This window comes from Micromonospora sp. NPDC047548 (assembly GCF_040642975.1).
In the GTDB taxonomy this organism is placed as follows: Bacteria; Actinomycetota; Actinomycetes; order Mycobacteriales; family Micromonosporaceae; genus Micromonospora.
In genome coordinates, this window is the sequence record NZ_JBEYTI010000012.1 from 50,969 (window position 1) to 64,298 (window position 13,330).

Annotated in this window: 16 protein-coding genes and 1 pseudogene; 15 read left to right on the forward strand and 2 right to left on the reverse strand. The window is 73.4% G+C overall.

Annotation, left to right across the window (positions count from 1 at the left end):
* Window positions 1–2: 2 nt before the first annotated feature.
* The 6 genes from ABZ807_RS15100 (at window position 3) to ABZ807_RS15125 (ending at window position 6,033) form a co-directional block, all read left to right on the forward strand.
* Window positions 3–527, forward strand: coding sequence for a 2'-5' RNA ligase family protein (locus ABZ807_RS15100; RefSeq protein ID WP_357157004.1), 525 nt, complete (start codon window positions 3–5; stop codon window positions 525–527).
* 229 nt (window positions 528–756) lie between these two features.
* Complete coding sequence (locus ABZ807_RS15105; protein ID WP_357157007.1) at window positions 757–1,494, forward strand: winged helix-turn-helix domain-containing protein; 738 nt, start codon at window positions 757–759, stop codon at window positions 1,492–1,494.
* Window positions 1,495–1,553: 59 nt separating this feature from the next.
* Entirely contained in the window at window positions 1,554–2,564 is a 1,011-nt protein-coding gene (locus tag ABZ807_RS15110; RefSeq protein ID WP_357157010.1) for a cytochrome P450, read from the forward strand.
* Window positions 2,561–3,358, forward strand: a complete 798-nt coding sequence (locus tag ABZ807_RS15115; protein WP_357157014.1) for an isocitrate lyase/phosphoenolpyruvate mutase family protein — start codon at window positions 2,561–2,563, stop codon at window positions 3,356–3,358. Before ABZ807_RS15110 ends, ABZ807_RS15115 begins: the two co-directional genes overlap by 4 nt.
* A gap of 99 nt (window positions 3,359–3,457) precedes the next feature.
* A complete protein-coding gene (locus tag ABZ807_RS15120) occupies window positions 3,458–4,426 on the forward strand; it encodes a hypothetical protein (RefSeq protein ID WP_357157388.1) in 969 nt (322 codons plus the stop codon).
* Between the two features lie 5 nt (window positions 4,427–4,431).
* A complete protein-coding gene (locus ABZ807_RS15125) occupies window positions 4,432–6,033 on the forward strand; it encodes an asparagine synthase-related protein (protein ID WP_357157017.1) in 1,602 nt (533 codons plus the stop codon).
* 53 nt (window positions 6,034–6,086) lie between these two features.
* Here ABZ807_RS15125 and ABZ807_RS15130 read toward each other — a convergent pair whose 3' ends face one another.
* Window positions 6,087–6,518: an SRPBCC family protein gene (locus ABZ807_RS15130; protein ID WP_357157020.1), complete on the reverse strand. Its 432-nt coding sequence runs from the start codon at window positions 6,516–6,518 to the stop codon at window positions 6,087–6,089.
* 163 nt (window positions 6,519–6,681) lie between these two features.
* Here ABZ807_RS15130 and ABZ807_RS15135 point away from each other — a divergent pair.
* Both ABZ807_RS15135 and ABZ807_RS15140 read left to right on the forward strand, forming a co-directional pair.
* Window positions 6,682–7,056: pseudogene (locus ABZ807_RS15135) on the forward strand (helix-turn-helix domain-containing protein); the annotation flags it as partial.
* Between the two features lie 114 nt (window positions 7,057–7,170).
* Window positions 7,171–8,166, forward strand: a complete 996-nt coding sequence (locus ABZ807_RS15140; protein ID WP_357157023.1) for a linear amide C-N hydrolase — start codon at window positions 7,171–7,173, stop codon at window positions 8,164–8,166.
* Here ABZ807_RS15140 and ABZ807_RS15145 read toward each other — a convergent pair.
* Window positions 8,145–8,288: a hypothetical protein gene (locus ABZ807_RS15145; RefSeq protein ID WP_357157026.1), complete on the reverse strand. Its 144-nt coding sequence runs from the start codon at window positions 8,286–8,288 to the stop codon at window positions 8,145–8,147. The two genes, ABZ807_RS15140 and ABZ807_RS15145, sit on opposite strands and share 22 nt — an antisense overlap.
* Before the next feature lie 196 nt (window positions 8,289–8,484).
* On the opposite strand from ABZ807_RS15145, the gene ABZ807_RS15150 reads away from it, so the two are divergent.
* The 7 genes from ABZ807_RS15150 (at window position 8,485) to ABZ807_RS15180 (ending at window position 13,312) form a co-directional block, all read left to right on the forward strand.
* Window positions 8,485–8,892 (forward strand): YbaB/EbfC family nucleoid-associated protein, encoded by a 408-nt coding sequence (locus ABZ807_RS15150; protein WP_357157029.1) that lies wholly within the window; start codon window positions 8,485–8,487, stop codon window positions 8,890–8,892.
* A 4-nt stretch (window positions 8,893–8,896) separates the two neighbouring features.
* Window positions 8,897–9,238, forward strand: a complete 342-nt coding sequence (locus ABZ807_RS15155; protein ID WP_357157032.1) for a type VII secretion target — start codon at window positions 8,897–8,899, stop codon at window positions 9,236–9,238.
* A complete protein-coding gene (locus tag ABZ807_RS15160) occupies window positions 9,235–9,936 on the forward strand; it encodes a hypothetical protein (RefSeq protein WP_357157035.1) in 702 nt (233 codons plus the stop codon). Before ABZ807_RS15155 ends, ABZ807_RS15160 begins: the two co-directional genes overlap by 4 nt.
* A 138-nt stretch (window positions 9,937–10,074) precedes the next feature.
* Window positions 10,075–10,665 (forward strand): hypothetical protein, encoded by a 591-nt coding sequence (locus ABZ807_RS15165; RefSeq protein WP_357157038.1) that lies wholly within the window; start codon window positions 10,075–10,077, stop codon window positions 10,663–10,665.
* Entirely contained in the window at window positions 10,662–11,336 is a 675-nt protein-coding gene (locus tag ABZ807_RS15170; protein WP_357157041.1) for a pentapeptide repeat-containing protein, read from the forward strand. The genes ABZ807_RS15165 and ABZ807_RS15170 overlap by 4 nt, the downstream gene beginning before the upstream one ends.
* An 81-nt stretch (window positions 11,337–11,417) precedes the next feature.
* Window positions 11,418–12,650: a histidine kinase gene (locus ABZ807_RS15175; protein ID WP_357157044.1), complete on the forward strand. Its 1,233-nt coding sequence runs from the start codon at window positions 11,418–11,420 to the stop codon at window positions 12,648–12,650.
* Window positions 12,647–13,312 carry a response regulator transcription factor gene (locus ABZ807_RS15180; RefSeq protein WP_357157047.1) on the forward strand — a complete coding sequence of 222 codons (666 nt, stop codon included), beginning with the start codon at window positions 12,647–12,649 and terminating at the stop codon, window positions 13,310–13,312. The genes ABZ807_RS15175 and ABZ807_RS15180 overlap by 4 nt, the downstream gene beginning before the upstream one ends.
* Window positions 13,313–13,330 lie beyond the last annotated feature (18 nt).

Below are 13,330 nucleotides of genomic sequence, written 5' to 3' on the forward strand. Positions count from 1 at the left end.
GCGTGCGTACGGTCGAACTTCTCTGCTCCCCGCCGCTGGATCAGACGGTACGCGCCACCTGGGACCGGCTCGCCGCCGCCGGGCTGCCCAGCCTGGCCCGCAACGCCCACCCCACCAACCGGCCGCACCTGACCATGGCCTCGGTCGAGGAGTTCCCGCCCGGCGCCGCCGACCGCCTCGCCGATCTCCTCGACGCCGCGCTGCCACTGCCGGTACGCCTCGACCGGGTCGACGTGCTCGACGGCAGCGCCCCGCTGGTCTGGCTGGTCCGCCCCACCCCGGAGCTGGCCGCCCTGCATGCTGCGGTCTGGGACGTGCTCGCCGGCGCCGCCGGGCAGCACCCGTGGCACGCCCCCGGCCGGTGGATCCCGCACCTGAGCCTCGCGCTGCGCTTCCGCACCAACGACCGGCGGCTGGCCCGGGCGCTGGCCGGCGCGATCCGGCCGACCGGCGAGTTCGTGGCGGCCCGCAGCTACGACGCCGACACCCGCACGGTCAGCCCGCTGGGCGGTGTCCCCGCCGCCTGACGCTCGTCGTTGCTCGCCGCAGCGCTCAAGTCGACCGTCGGTCCCGCCGCCCGACCTCGGGCGGACCGCCCACCGGCATGGCGGGCGGCCCGTCGGGGGTCAGCGGTGGACGTGGACTTGGTCGAACACGGCGGTCACCGGCGGCTCCGCCCCGCCGTGCGCGACGAGGCCGATCCGCGTTCGTCACGGGTCGGCGTCCGGCGAACCGTCGCCGTGGCACCATCGGCGGATGACCGCACCGCCCACCGACGGCCGCCGTCTCGCCGACCTCGCCGCCCTGCTCGCCGACGACACCCGCGCCGGCATCTGCCTGGCCCTGCTCGACGGGCGGGCGTGGACGGCGGGCGAACTGGCGCGCTGTGCCGGGGTGGCCGCCTCCACCGCCAGCGAACACCTCACCCGCCTGGTGCGCGGCGGGCTGTTGGTGGAGGAACGCCAGGGACGGCACCGTTACCTGCGGCTGGCGGGCCCGGCCGTGGCGCAGCTGATCGAGGACCTGGCCGGGCACGCCCCGCCGGCGCAGCGCCCGGCCCGGTCGCTGCGCGCGGCCACCGCCGACGCCGCGCTCGCCCACGCCCGGACCTGCTACGACCACCTCGCCGGACGGCTCGGCGTCCGGTTGCGCGACGCGCTGCTGACCTGTGGCCTGCTCGACGGCGCGGACGGCCTGGCGCTGACCTCGGCCGGGCGGGACTGGCTGGCCGACCTCGGCGTCGAGCCGCTGCGCGGCAGCCGGCGGCCCCTCGTGCGGGACTGCCTGGACTGGACGGAGCGCCGTCCCCACCTCGCCGGCGCGCTCGGCGCCGCGCTGTGTCGCCGCTTCGCCGAGCTTGGCTGGACGGCGCGCGGCAGCGGGCGCAGCGTCCGGGTCACCCCGGCCGGCGTGGCGGCGCTCGCCGAGGTGCTGGGGATCGGGCCCGCCGACCTGGCGCCGCCCCGCCGCGACGGCGGCGGCGGGCGCGCCTGAGCGGGGCGTCCGGCACGGTTCGGCCAGCGCCGAAGCGAGCCGCCCATAGCGTGTGGCGGGTGAGCGACCGAGTTCCCCTGATCCCGTCCGCCCCCGACACCCCCGCCTGCGGCCCGCCACGTCTCGACGATGGCGGCTTCTGGTCGGTGACCCGGCACGCCGACGTCCGCGCCGTGCTCACCGATCCGTGCTTCCGGGTGCCCGAGGCGGCGCCGGGCGCGCCGGGCAGCCTCGCCTGGCTGCGGGGCACGGTCGCCCGGTTCAGCGGTCCCGACCGGCATCCGGCCCGGCGGGCCGCCGCCGTGGCCGCGCTCGCCGGGTGCGAGCCGGACGGGCTGCGGCGCGACGCGGCGCGGCTGACCGCCGAGGAACTCGACCGCGTCGGGGGCCGGCTCGCCGTGTCGCCGCGGCTGGCTCGGGGCGTACCGCTGCGGGTGCTGGCGGCTCGTCTCGGCCTGGCCGATCCGGCGGCGGCGGTGCCGGCGGTGACCGTGGTGGCCGCGGCCTACCAGCCCGGCGCGGGTCCGGTCGCGGTGCGGCGCGCGGACCGCGCGGTGGCGGCGCTGGTGGCGATGCACCCGCCGGGGTCGCCCGAGGTGGTGGCCAACCGGATCGGCCTGCTGGTGCAGGCGTGCGACGCCACGGCCGGGCTGATCGGCGCCGCCGCCCGGTACGCCCTGGCGGCGCCGCCGTCAGTGCCCACCGCGGCGCTGCTGGCCGAGGTGCTGCGCCTCGACCCGCCGGTACGCGGCACCCGCCGGGTCGCCGTCCGCGCCGCCCGGGTCGGCGGGCAGCCCGTCGCGCCCGGCGCCGAGCTGGTGCTGTGTTTCGACGCGGCGAACCGGGACCCCACGGTCGTCACCGCGCCGGACCGGTTCGCGCCGGGCCGGTCGGTGCTGACGTTCGGTGCCGGTCCGCACGGCTGCCCGGGCGAGCGGCATGCGCTGGCCCTGGCCACCGGAGTCGTGGACGGGTTGCGCGAACGCTGGTCGACCACGGTGACCCGACCCGATCACGAACCGCCCGCGCTGCCGCGCGTGCCGACCGACCTGAAGGTGATGCCCCGATGAGCGACCGCAGTGCCGCCTTCCACGCCCTGCACCGTCCCGGCCGGCCGCTGCTGCTGCCGAACGCCTGGGACCATGCCTCCGGTGCCGCCCTGGCCGCCGTCGGTCATCCGGCGGTGGGCACCACCAGCCTCGGCGTGGCCGCGGCCGGCGGCCGGCCGGACGGGGTTGCGGCCACGGCCGAGGAGACCTTCCGCCTCGCCGAGCTGCTGGTCCGGTTGCCGGTGCTGGTCACCGTGGACGTCGAGGCCGGCTTCAGCGACGACCCGTCGGCGGTCGCCGGGTACGCCGCCGAGCTGGCGGCGCTCGGGGTGGTCGGGATCAACCTGGAGGACGGGCGGGCCGACGGGTCCCTCGCTGATCCCGCGCTGGTGGTGGCGAAGATCGAGGCGGTCCGTGCCCGGGTGCCGCGGCTCTTCGTCAACGCCCGCACCGACGCCTGGTGGCTCGGCCTGCCCGATCCGCTGGAGCGGGCGTTGCCTCGGGCGCGGGCATACCGGCGGGCCGGCGCGGACGGCGTCTTCGTCCCGGGTGTGGACGACCCGGCCACCGTCCGGCTGCTCGCCGACGCGGTCGACGCGCCGCTGAACGTCCTGGCCCAGCCCGGCGGACCGCCGCTGGCGGCGCTCGGTCGCCTCGGGGTGGCCCGGGTCAGCACCGGCTCGCTGCTGTTCCGGGCGGCGCTGGCCGCCGCGGTCCGCACCGCCGATGCCGTCCGCGTGGGGGTGGACCCGGATCCGGCGCTGCCGTCGTACGCGGACGTGCAGCGGATGACGGCGAGCGGTGGTCGCCCTTAGGTGGCAATGGGAGGATTGCTCAGTCTTTCCCTGTTCCGGGTGTTTACGGTGTGTTTCAGGTTCATCCGCACCGTGCCGTACCTGGGAGAGGACCTGACCATGCGCGTGCCCAGCCGAAGTTCCGGCCACCAGCCCGGCCCGTCCGTCTCCTCGCCCGCTCCGGCGCGCCGGTCGCCCCCGCCGGCCCCGGCACGAGCGGTCCCACCCACCCCGCCGGATCTCGACGCGTACCGCCACGCCGTCGTCGAGCTGCTGGTCGAGGTGGGGGCGCTCGCCGACGCGACGTCCACCGCGGCCCGCCAGGTCCTGCTCGACCAGCGGTTGCGGGAGCCGGCGATCGCCGCGGTGCTCGATGCGACCCCGCAGGGGTTCATCGGCGCCCGCGAGACCCTGCTGCTGGAGATGGCCCGCTACCAGCCCAACGAGCGGACCTCGGCGAGCGATCTCACCGCGCTGGTCCGGATCTACCTGCTCTCCCGCATCGACGTGATGTGGTGGCGCGACAGCATCCCCTTCCTCACCGACGAACAGGTCGACACCCACCCGGACCTGGTCGACCTGGAGTGGCTGCGCCGGCGCGGACTGCTCGGCTTCCGCTACCAGGAGCAGCCGGCCACCGTGCTCCGCCGGAGCGTGCGGGCGGTGCGTCGCCGGCTCCGCCCGGACGCCACCCCGCGCACCGCCGGGGTGAAGTTCCGGCGGACCCGGCGCGAGGTGGTGGCGCTGCTCAACGACGTGGCCCGCGAGCTGGACCGGGCCACCCCGCCCGGCACCCCGCCGCTCTGGGTGACCAGCCTGGTGCGCAGCGCCGAGCACCAGTACCAGCTGCGCCGTCTCGGGTACGCCGCGATGGTGCCCAGCGGGCACTGCCTCGGCTGGGCGGTGGACGTGGAGATGGCCTGGTTCGCGCGCTTCGGCGCGCGGGACACGCTGGCCGAGATCCTGCTCGCCCGGCAGGCCGCCGGTGAGATCAACGTGGTCGACGAGGGGCAGGCCTGGCACGTGTGCCTGGCACCGTGCGCCCGCGCCCGGCTGCGCTCGGCCTACGAGGCGGAGATGGGGGTCTGAGGCGGATGTGCGGCATCGCGCTCAGCGCCGGCCCCGAGGCCGACTCGGCGATCTTCCGCCGGATGCTCACCGCCCTCGCTCCCCGGGGCGAGGTCACCGAGACCCGGCAGGAGGCCGGCCTGCTCGCCGGCGTACGGCGGCTGCGGATCGTCGACCGGGACCGGGCCGTGCAGCCGTGGACCTCCGACGACGGCCGGTACGTGCTCTGCTACAACGGCGAGGTCTTCAACCACCACGAGCTGCGCGCGGAGCTGACCCGCCGGGGGCACCCGTTCCGCACCGCGAGCGACACCGAGGTGGTGCTCGCGGCGTTCCTGCGCTGGGGTGAGCGGGCGGTGCACCGGTTGCGCGGGGAGTGGGCCTTCGCCGTCGCCGAACGCGCCACCGGCCGGGTCTACCTGGCCCGGGACCCGCTCGGGGTGAAGCCGCTCTACTGGGCCCGCACGCCGGGCTGCCTGCACGTCGCCTCGGAGGTCAAGGCGTTGGTCGGCCTGCGCGTCCCGGTCGGCGAGGTCCCGCCCGGGCACCACGGCTGGGTCGATCCGGACGGGCGGGTGGAGCTGCACCCGCACCTCGACCTGCTCACCCTCGGCGAGGGGCTGCCCATGGTGGACGATCCGGACGAGGCTGCCCTGCTCGTCCGGGCCGCGATCGCCGACAGCATCCGGATGCGGGTCGACACCGACCTCACCGTCGGCGTGGTGTTCTCCGGCGGGCTGGACAGCTCACTGGCGCTGCTGCACGCCCGCGAGCTGCACCCGGACTGCGTGGCGGTGACGGTGGGGGTGCCGGAGAGCCCCGACGTGGCGTACGCGCGGCGGCTCGCCGCCGACCTCGGCGTGCCGCACGAGGTGATCCAGCTGCGCCCGCGCGACATCCGGCTGGCCGACGTCCGCGAGGCGATCCGGATCTCCGAGCTGACCGAGTACGGCGACATCATCAACGCGGTGGTCTCCGTGCCGATCTTCCGCCGGCTGCGCGAGCTGGGGATCAAGGTGGTGCTCACCGGCGACGGCTCGGACGAGCTGTTCGGCGGCTACCCCATGTATCACCAGGTCGGCCCGGACCGGGCCCGCCGGCTCGTCCTCCACAAGATCCGCAACCTCTGCCGTACGGAGTTGCAGCGGGTGGACCGGGCCAGCATGGGCCACGGGGTGGAGGCGCGGGTGCCCTTCCTCGACCTCAGCGTGGTGGAGCTGGCCATGAGGTTGCCGCTGGCGCTCAAGATGCGTGACGGGCAGGAGAAGTGGATCGTCCGGCGGGCGTTCGCCGACGTCCTGCCCGACTACGTCCGGCGGCGGCCGAAGAACCCGATGTCGTACTCCTCGGGCCTGCACGAGCGGGCCCGGCTCTACAAGCCGCTTTTCTCCCGGCTGCACCGCGTGTGCGGCTACGACCTGCTGGAACCCGTCCGCCGCGACTTCGACAGCGTGCTCACCCGCTGCGGCAACGACCTGGACCGGGCCATCGCCGACGGGCTGGCCCGACCCGACTACACGGTGCTGGAGCACGCCCGGGACCTGGTCGGGGCGGCGAGGTGGAACGCCGTGCCGCTGGTGCGCCGGCTGGTCGGGCCGCGCCCCAACCGGGAGGCGTCGGTCAGGTGAGCCCGGTCGGTGGAGCGCCCGGCCCACCCGGCGCGGCAGGGCCAGGGAAGCTGTCAGTGGTGGGCGTCCCGGGCCAGCGCCCTCCGCAGGTATTCCAGGTCGGTGCCGAGGGCGTTCCGGCTGGTCAGCCGAAGCAGCGGAGCGAGCAGCGGGCTGCGCAGGTCCAGGTCGATCTGGTGCAGGATGCTGGTCCCGTCCGGCACGCGGTCGAGCCGGAAGCTGAGTTCGGCCCGCCGGAACAGGTGGGACTCCAGCAGCACGAAGGCCACTTCCCGTTCGGCGTCGTACCGGGTGATGCGGAACCGCTGGCGCTTGCCCGACGGCGCGATGGTCATCGCCTCGTATCCCACGCCGACCGGCCCGGTTGACAGGGGAACAACCTCCGCGACGCTGCGGTCCCAGCGGGGCGCGGTCAGTGGATCGCTGAGGAACTGCCACACCGGCCGAATGTCCTGCGGGACGACGATGGATGAGCTGAGCTTCATCGGATGACTGCCTTCCTCCCTGGGTCTTGGTGGTCCTGGTTGTCGCAAGCGTGGCTGGCCGGCCCAGCTGGTGCTGGCCGGAGGTCGCCAGCAGGCCGGGGCCGAGCCGGCGAGGCCCACTTTGGCGGGCCGCCTTGAACCTCAAAGAGCCGAATTCAGCATGATGGCTGCTCGCAAGATCGGAGGCTTCGCCAGCCTGGGCCGAGTGTCGGTGCGTATGCTGCGCCACTACGACAGCATCGGCCTGCTCCGCCCGGCCGCCGTCGACCCGCACACCGGGTACCAATCCTACCGGGCCGAGCAGCTGCGCCGGCTCAACCGGGTGATCGCCCTCAAGGAGCTGGGCCTCACCCTGGCCCAGGTGCAGGCGATCCTCGATGACGCGGTTGACGTCGCCGAGCTGCGCGGCATGCTGCGGCTGCGCCGTGTCCAGCTCGAGGCGCAGGTGGCGGCGGACACCGCCCGGCTGGCCGGCGTCGAGGCGAGGCTCCGGATGATCGAGACGGAGGGTCCGATGACCAGCCAGGACGTCGTACTTTCATCGCCTTCCTCTCGTCCGTCCTGATCGAGGCACCCGGGTACGTGAATCGGAAAACCGGTGTCGCCGCCGGCCGGTGGACAACCCACGCTCCCTCCCATACGTTCCGGAGCTATGCGGAGGACTCTCCTGGGCGCCGGACTGGCCCTGTTGCTCGCCACCACCGGCTGTGCCGGCACCGACGACGCGCCGCCCGCGCCGGCCGGCGCCGGGGTCCCGATCGCCTCTCGGCAGGACGCCGACGAGATCGGGCGGACCCTGGCCACCGTGCGCCGGGTCGACAACCTGCCGCTGTACGAGATGACCTACGTCGGCCGGTACGACGCGACGGTCGGCACGGACGCGAAGCCGGAGACGAACTCCTTCGGCTGCTCGCTCTTCGCCGCCAGTGGCGACCCGGCCCGGCCGCTGTTCGCCCGCAACTTCGACTGGGACGCCAACCCGGCGATGGTGCTGCGCACCGACCCGCCGGACGGCTACGCGTCGGTGTCCCTGGTGGACCTGTCGTACCTCGGGATCGGGCCGGACCCGACGGGGGACCGGCGGCTGCTGGACGCGCCGCTGCTGCCCTTCGACGGGATGAACGAGCGCGGGCTCGCGGTCGGGCTGGCCGCCGACGACGGGGCGACGGTAAAGCCGGTGCCGGGCCGCCCCACCGTCGGCTCGGTGCGCATCCTGCGGTTGGTGCTCGACCGGGCCGCCACGGTGGACGAGGCGGTGGCCGTCTTCGGTCGCTACAACCTGGACTTCGACGGCGGGCCGCCGCTGCACTACCTGCTCGCGGACGCGGGCGGTCGCTCGGCGGTGGTGGAGTTCGTGGACGGGACGATGCGGGTCCAGCGCGGCGAGGGCCGCTGGCAGGCACTGACCAACGTGCCGGTGGTCGGCGTGTCCGAGGAGAAGCGGCGCGACGACCGCCGGTACGGCGTCATCGCGGCCGCGTTGGAGCGGGCCGGTGCCCGGGTGGACGCCCCGGCGGCGCTGCGGATCCTCGACAAGGTGCGGCAGGGCCACACCCGCTGGTCGGTGACGTACGGGCTGCGCAGTGGCGAGGTCAGCCTGGTCACCGCGACCGGCGGAGAGCGGCGCTACCGGCTGCCGATGAGCTGACCGTCGCGTACGCGGAAGGGCCCGGCGCCCGCGCACCACCAGGCGCGTTCACGATGGCCACCGACCTGCTCTCCGTCGGCGCCGACCAGCAGCTCAGCGAGTTCGCCAAACTCGGTGGCCACGGAGCAGTCCGCCGAGATCGGCCGGATGCGCGAGCTGGTCCGGCCGCCCGCCTGACCGACCCCATTGGTGGTTTTCACCAATTGTCCGATGTGGATCGTACGCGTGGCGACGGCGTGTTAGCCTCCTTCAGCCAGGCATGATCACGGCGAGCGACCGAGGGGACACATGGGGGCGGGCGTTCCAGGCACGGGAGGCTTGCTCGACCCGGACGGCGCTACGGAACGGCTGGCTGAGTGGAAGGGCCGGATCAACCAGCTGGCGGCCGACACCAAGGCGATGAGCGACCGTCTCCAGGATCTGCGTGTGACGGCCGCTGACGGCAACAGACTGGTGGAGGTCACGGTCGATTCCGCAGGAGGGGTGGTCGATCTGTGGCTGGGTCAGCGGATTCAACGGGTCGCACCTGACGTCGTCGCCAGGACGATCATGGACACGATCCGTGCGGCCAGGCGGCAACTGGCCGACCGCTCGCAGGAGATCATCGCCGACACCGTGGGGACCGAGTCGGCCGCGGCACGCGCGATCGCCGAGCGGGTCGGGCAGCAGTTGCGCGGCGCCGATCCCGTCCCGGACGGCGCCGACGACCAGCACCAGGGGTGGTGAGCGCGTGGGCGACGGTTTCGCTGTCGACGCGGAGGAGATCCGCGCGCACGCGCGCAACATCGAGGTGTTACGCGAACGCTTCGGCGCGGTCAAAGCCGCCAGCGCGCACATCGCGCAGAACGACGCGGCGTACGGGCTGCTGTGCGGGTGGATCTCCGGAATCCTGGAAGGCCGGCACACTCGGCAGGATGAGCTGATCGCCTACGTCGAGGAAAACCTGGCACTGGTCGCCAAGGGACTACGCACGACCGCCGACAACTACGACAGCGCCGACGCCGACGCCGACAGCACGATCCGCAAGGCGGGGAGCCGGTTGGACGGGGGCCTCGCGAGGGCGGCGCAGTGAGCGACGGGTCGCTGATCGCCGACGTCCAGTCGACCCACAAGCCCTGGACCGGGGCGGCCCTGGCCGACAGCTTCCAGGGGCTGATCGACGCCATTCACAGTGAGGGCTGGGTCGACGACCTGCTGGCCGGTGCGGCGTTCGGTGTCGAGGTCGCCGCGACCGTGATGGACCCCTTCAGCGCGCTGCTGGCCAATGGGCTGGGCTGGGCGATGGAATACTTCGAGCCACTGCGGCAGATCCTCGACGAGCTCACCGGAATGCCCGACGTGGTGGCCTCGCACGCGGCCACCTGGGACAACATGGCCGCCGAACTGCAGAGCATGGCCACCGACCTGAAGTCACACCTCAGCGTGGACATGCCGCACTGGCAGGGGCAGGCTGCCACGGCGTACGAGAGCCTGATGACGCACAACGTGACGGCGCTCGACGGGCTGGGCGGCATCTCCGCCGCGATGGTCGCGGCTACCCAGGCCGCCGGGAATCTGGTGGCGTTCACGCGTGATGTCGTGCGCGATCTCATCGCCGACCTGGTGGCGCGCGTGATCGTGTGGGCGGTCGAGGCGATCTTCGTCGTCACGATCCCGGTGATCGCCTCGCAGATCGCGGCGGCCGTCGTCAAGTGGGCCGGACGCATCCTGACCTACGTCGCCGCACTGATCACCAGCCTGACCAACCTCTCCAAGCTTCTGAACGGCTAGGGCCAGGCGATGGCGAGACCCAGGACACCCCACGGCGGGGACGGTGCCGGCGGAACGCCGTCGCACCCGGGCCGCGGCTCCGGTGACGGTGACGGTGAGAGCAGCATCCCGTCCCCACGGCGACGCGGTTCCAGCGAGGTGCCCGAAAACGTCACCAGGGCGCAGGAGATAACCGCCGAGGAGGCGCGACAGGGCCGCCCGGGTGGAGACCCCGGTGGATCACAGGGCAAGCCCTCCGGCAGCGACGACGGATACCGCACCCCCAAACCCGGCACCCCCGAGTACGACCGCCGGGTGGAGGATCTCGCCGCCGACCCGGCTCACAACGGCAACATCAGCGCGAAATCCCGCAGAGAGGCGGAGGTTGGGCTCGAGGCGGAGGCGCAGGGCAAGATCCCCGGTCCGATTCGCCGTGCCGAGCTCGACAACTCGGATCCGGCATTCCAGAAGGATCAGGGTGAATTCATCGACGCCAACGAAAACAACTGGGACGTCAAAGCACCTGCTGATATCTTCCCCGCCGGGCGGCACGCCGGCCAGCCGATGCCCGAGGGCATGAAGGGGCGCTATAATGGCGACGATTTCGAGCAGAAGCTCGCCGACGAGGTAGCCGGCGGACAGCATGTCCTCATTGACACCAAGAATCTGTCGCCGAGTGCCGTGGCTGATCTCAAGGGGCGGGTCGCCGGTCGAACGGACTGGGACGGCAAGGTGGTGTTTGACAAATGAGCAGGTACAAGCGGAGCGGCGCTGACGTGATCCGCTGGCCGGACAGTCCCGACGCCAGGGAGGCACTTGAGGAGTGGTTCGGCGCCGTTTCTTCGGGCACTTCTTCATACCTGTCGGGCGACTTTCTCGATTTTCGCGGTGCAGATCTCAGCAACCTCGACCTGGCGGGCGCCTACCTGGCCAATTCGTGCCTGATCGGCGTTCGATTCGAGGACGCCAACCTCGGCGACGCGAACCTGAACAACTCCGAGCTTCAGGACGCCGACTTTTCCTTCTCCGACCTGGCCAAGGCTGAGATGGTCGGCTGCTCGGCCAGGAACGCGCGGTTCCGCGGAGCGCGGCTGTTTTCGGTGGAGTTCGACGACGCCATCCTGGAGGGGGCCGATCTCAGCCACGCGATCCTCAACTCGGCCAAGCTCTACAAAACCGATCTACGCGACGCCAATCTTGAGTTTTCGAGTATGCGGTGGTGCACTCTCGGCGGCAAGAACATGCCCGCGGTGCTGAGCGGTGCGAGAATGTTCGGCTGCCAGCTCGAGGGCGCGAAGGGCGCCGTTGTCGGCCCGGTCTTCGTCGATCAGGGCGCCACCCTGTCGCTCGACGGTGCCGAACTTGAGGCATGGTTCTCGGAACAGAATGCGGAAAACATACAGGTAGTACCTCGGGCGTAGTGGACGTCATCGCCATACCCCGGTCGCCGGCGCAGGCCGATGGTCGGCGTGCCCCACGACCCGACCTGACCCGTACGCTGGGTGACCGTGAACCGCACCGTCTTCGGCCGTCCGCTGCGCTCCGTCGCCTTCGACGTCCTCGTCTCCGGCGTGGTGGTGCTCTTCGCCCTGGCGGGCGTGGTGAGCCAGCCCGGCGGCTGGCGGGCCACGCTGGTGGGCTGCGCGATGGCGGTCGCCCTGCTGTGGCGCCGGGTACACCCGTCGGTGGTGGCCGCCGTGGTGGCCGTGCTCGCCCTGGTCCAGGTGATCGCCGGCTGGGGGCCGCTGGCCTTCGACCTCGGGGTGCTGGTCGCCCTCTACAGCGTGGTCAAGTACGCCGACCGGCTCCGCGACGGCGTGCTCGCCGGGATCGTCGCGGCGGTCGGGGTGCTGCTGGCCGCCTCGCAGGCCGCCGGCAACATCGCCTGGTGGGCCTCGGCCATCTGGTTCGGGCTGGTCACCGGCGGGGTGTGGCTGGTCGCGCTGAACGTGCGGACGCGCCGGCTCTACGTGCTCAGCCTGGAGGAACGCGCCGCCACCCTGGAACGCGAGCGGGAGGCCGAGGCCCGCGTCGCGGTCGCGGGGGAGCGGGCCCGGATCGCCCGGGAGCTGCACGACGTCGTGGCGCACAGCATGGCCGTGATGATCGTCCAGGCCGACGGGGCCCGGTACATGCTCGACCGCGACCCGGAGACCGCCCGCACCGCCGTCAAGGTGGTCGCGGACACCGGCCGGCAGGCGCTGGAGGAGATGGGCCGGCTGGTGGGCGTACTGCGTGAGCCGAGCCGGGCGGAGCCAGCCCCCGCGCCCGGGGCGGCCGACGCCTCGGACGGCGCCGCCGACCCGGAGCGCCGGCGGCCGGCGGTCGCCGAACTGCCCACGCTGCTGGACCGGTTCCGCGAGGCCGGGCTGCGGGTGCGGCACACCGTCGCCGGCGAACCGGCCGCGCTGCCCCCGGGCCTCGACCTCACCGTCTACCGGGTGGTGCAGGAGGCGCTGACCAACGTGCTCAAGCACGCCGGGGTCGGCGCGAGCGTCACGGTCACCCTGGAACACGCCCCGGAGGCCGTCGTGGTCCGGGTGGTCGACGACGGGCACGGCCGCCCGCCGGTCGGTCCCGCGCCGTCCGGCGGGCACGGCCTGGTCGGCATGCGCGAGCGGGTCGGCGTGTACGACGGCAGCCTCGTCGCCGGGCCGAGGCTGGCCGGCGGCTGGCGGGTCGAGGCGCGACTGCCGCTACCGTCGACTCCCGGGACGGAGGCGATTGCAGCATGACGGTCCGGGTGGTGATCGTGGATGACCAGGCGCTGGTCCGCGCCGGGTTCCGGATGGTGCTGGACTCCCAGCCGGACCTGGAGGTGGTCGGCGAGGCGATCGACGGCGCGGACGCGCTGCGGCTGCTCGCCCGCACCGAGGTGGACGTGGTGGTGATGGACGTTCGGATGCCGACCATGGACGGGGTGGAGGCGACCCGCCGGATCTGCCGGGACCGCCCCACCGGCCCGCCCCGGGTGCTGGTGCTCACCACCTTCGACACCGAGGCCGACGCGTTCGCCGCGCTGCAGGCCGGGGCGAGCGGCTTCCTGCTCAAGAACGTGCCCCCGGAGGAGCTGCTCGCCGCCATCCGGGTGGTCGCCGCCGGCGACTCGGTGGTCGCGCCGTCGATCACGCGCCGGTTGCTGGACCGGTTCGCCGACCGGTTGGGGCCCGGGCCCACCGAGGACCCCCGGCTGGCCCAGCTCACCGAGCGGGAGCGGGAGATCCTGCTGCTCGTCGCGCAGGGGCTGTCCAACGCGGAGATCGCCGGCCGGGTGCACGTCGCCGAGGCGACCGTGAAGACCCACGTCGGGCGGATCCTGGCCAAGCTCCAGCTCCGCGACCGGGTGCAGGCGGTGGTGCTGGCCTACGAGAGCGGGCTGGTCACGCCGGGGGGCTGAGGCGCGGGTACGACCTGG

Bases quoted from the DNA above. Each gene is read 5' to 3' on its own strand.
- ABZ807_RS15105 (WP_357157007.1), top strand. From the start codon at position 757: ATGACCGCACCGCCCACCGACGGCCGCCGTCTCGCCGACCTCGCCGCC.
- ABZ807_RS15115 (WP_357157014.1), top strand. From the start codon at position 2,561: ATGAGCGACCGCAGTGCCGCCTTCCACGCCCTGCACCGTCCCGGCCGG.
- ABZ807_RS15120 (WP_357157388.1), top strand. From the start codon at position 3,458: ATGCGCGTGCCCAGCCGAAGTTCCGGCCACCAGCCCGGCCCGTCCGTC.
- ABZ807_RS15125 (WP_357157017.1), top strand. From the start codon at position 4,432: ATGTGCGGCATCGCGCTCAGCGCCGGCCCCGAGGCCGACTCGGCGATC.
- ABZ807_RS15130 (WP_357157020.1), bottom strand. From the start codon at position 6,518: ATGAAGCTCAGCTCATCCATCGTCGTCCCGCAGGACATTCGGCCGGTG.
- ABZ807_RS15140 (WP_357157023.1), top strand. From the start codon at position 7,171: ATGCGGAGGACTCTCCTGGGCGCCGGACTGGCCCTGTTGCTCGCCACC.
- ABZ807_RS15170 (WP_357157041.1), top strand. From the start codon at position 10,662: ATGAGCAGGTACAAGCGGAGCGGCGCTGACGTGATCCGCTGGCCGGAC.
- ABZ807_RS15180 (WP_357157047.1), top strand. From the start codon at position 12,647: ATGACGGTCCGGGTGGTGATCGTGGATGACCAGGCGCTGGTCCGCGCC.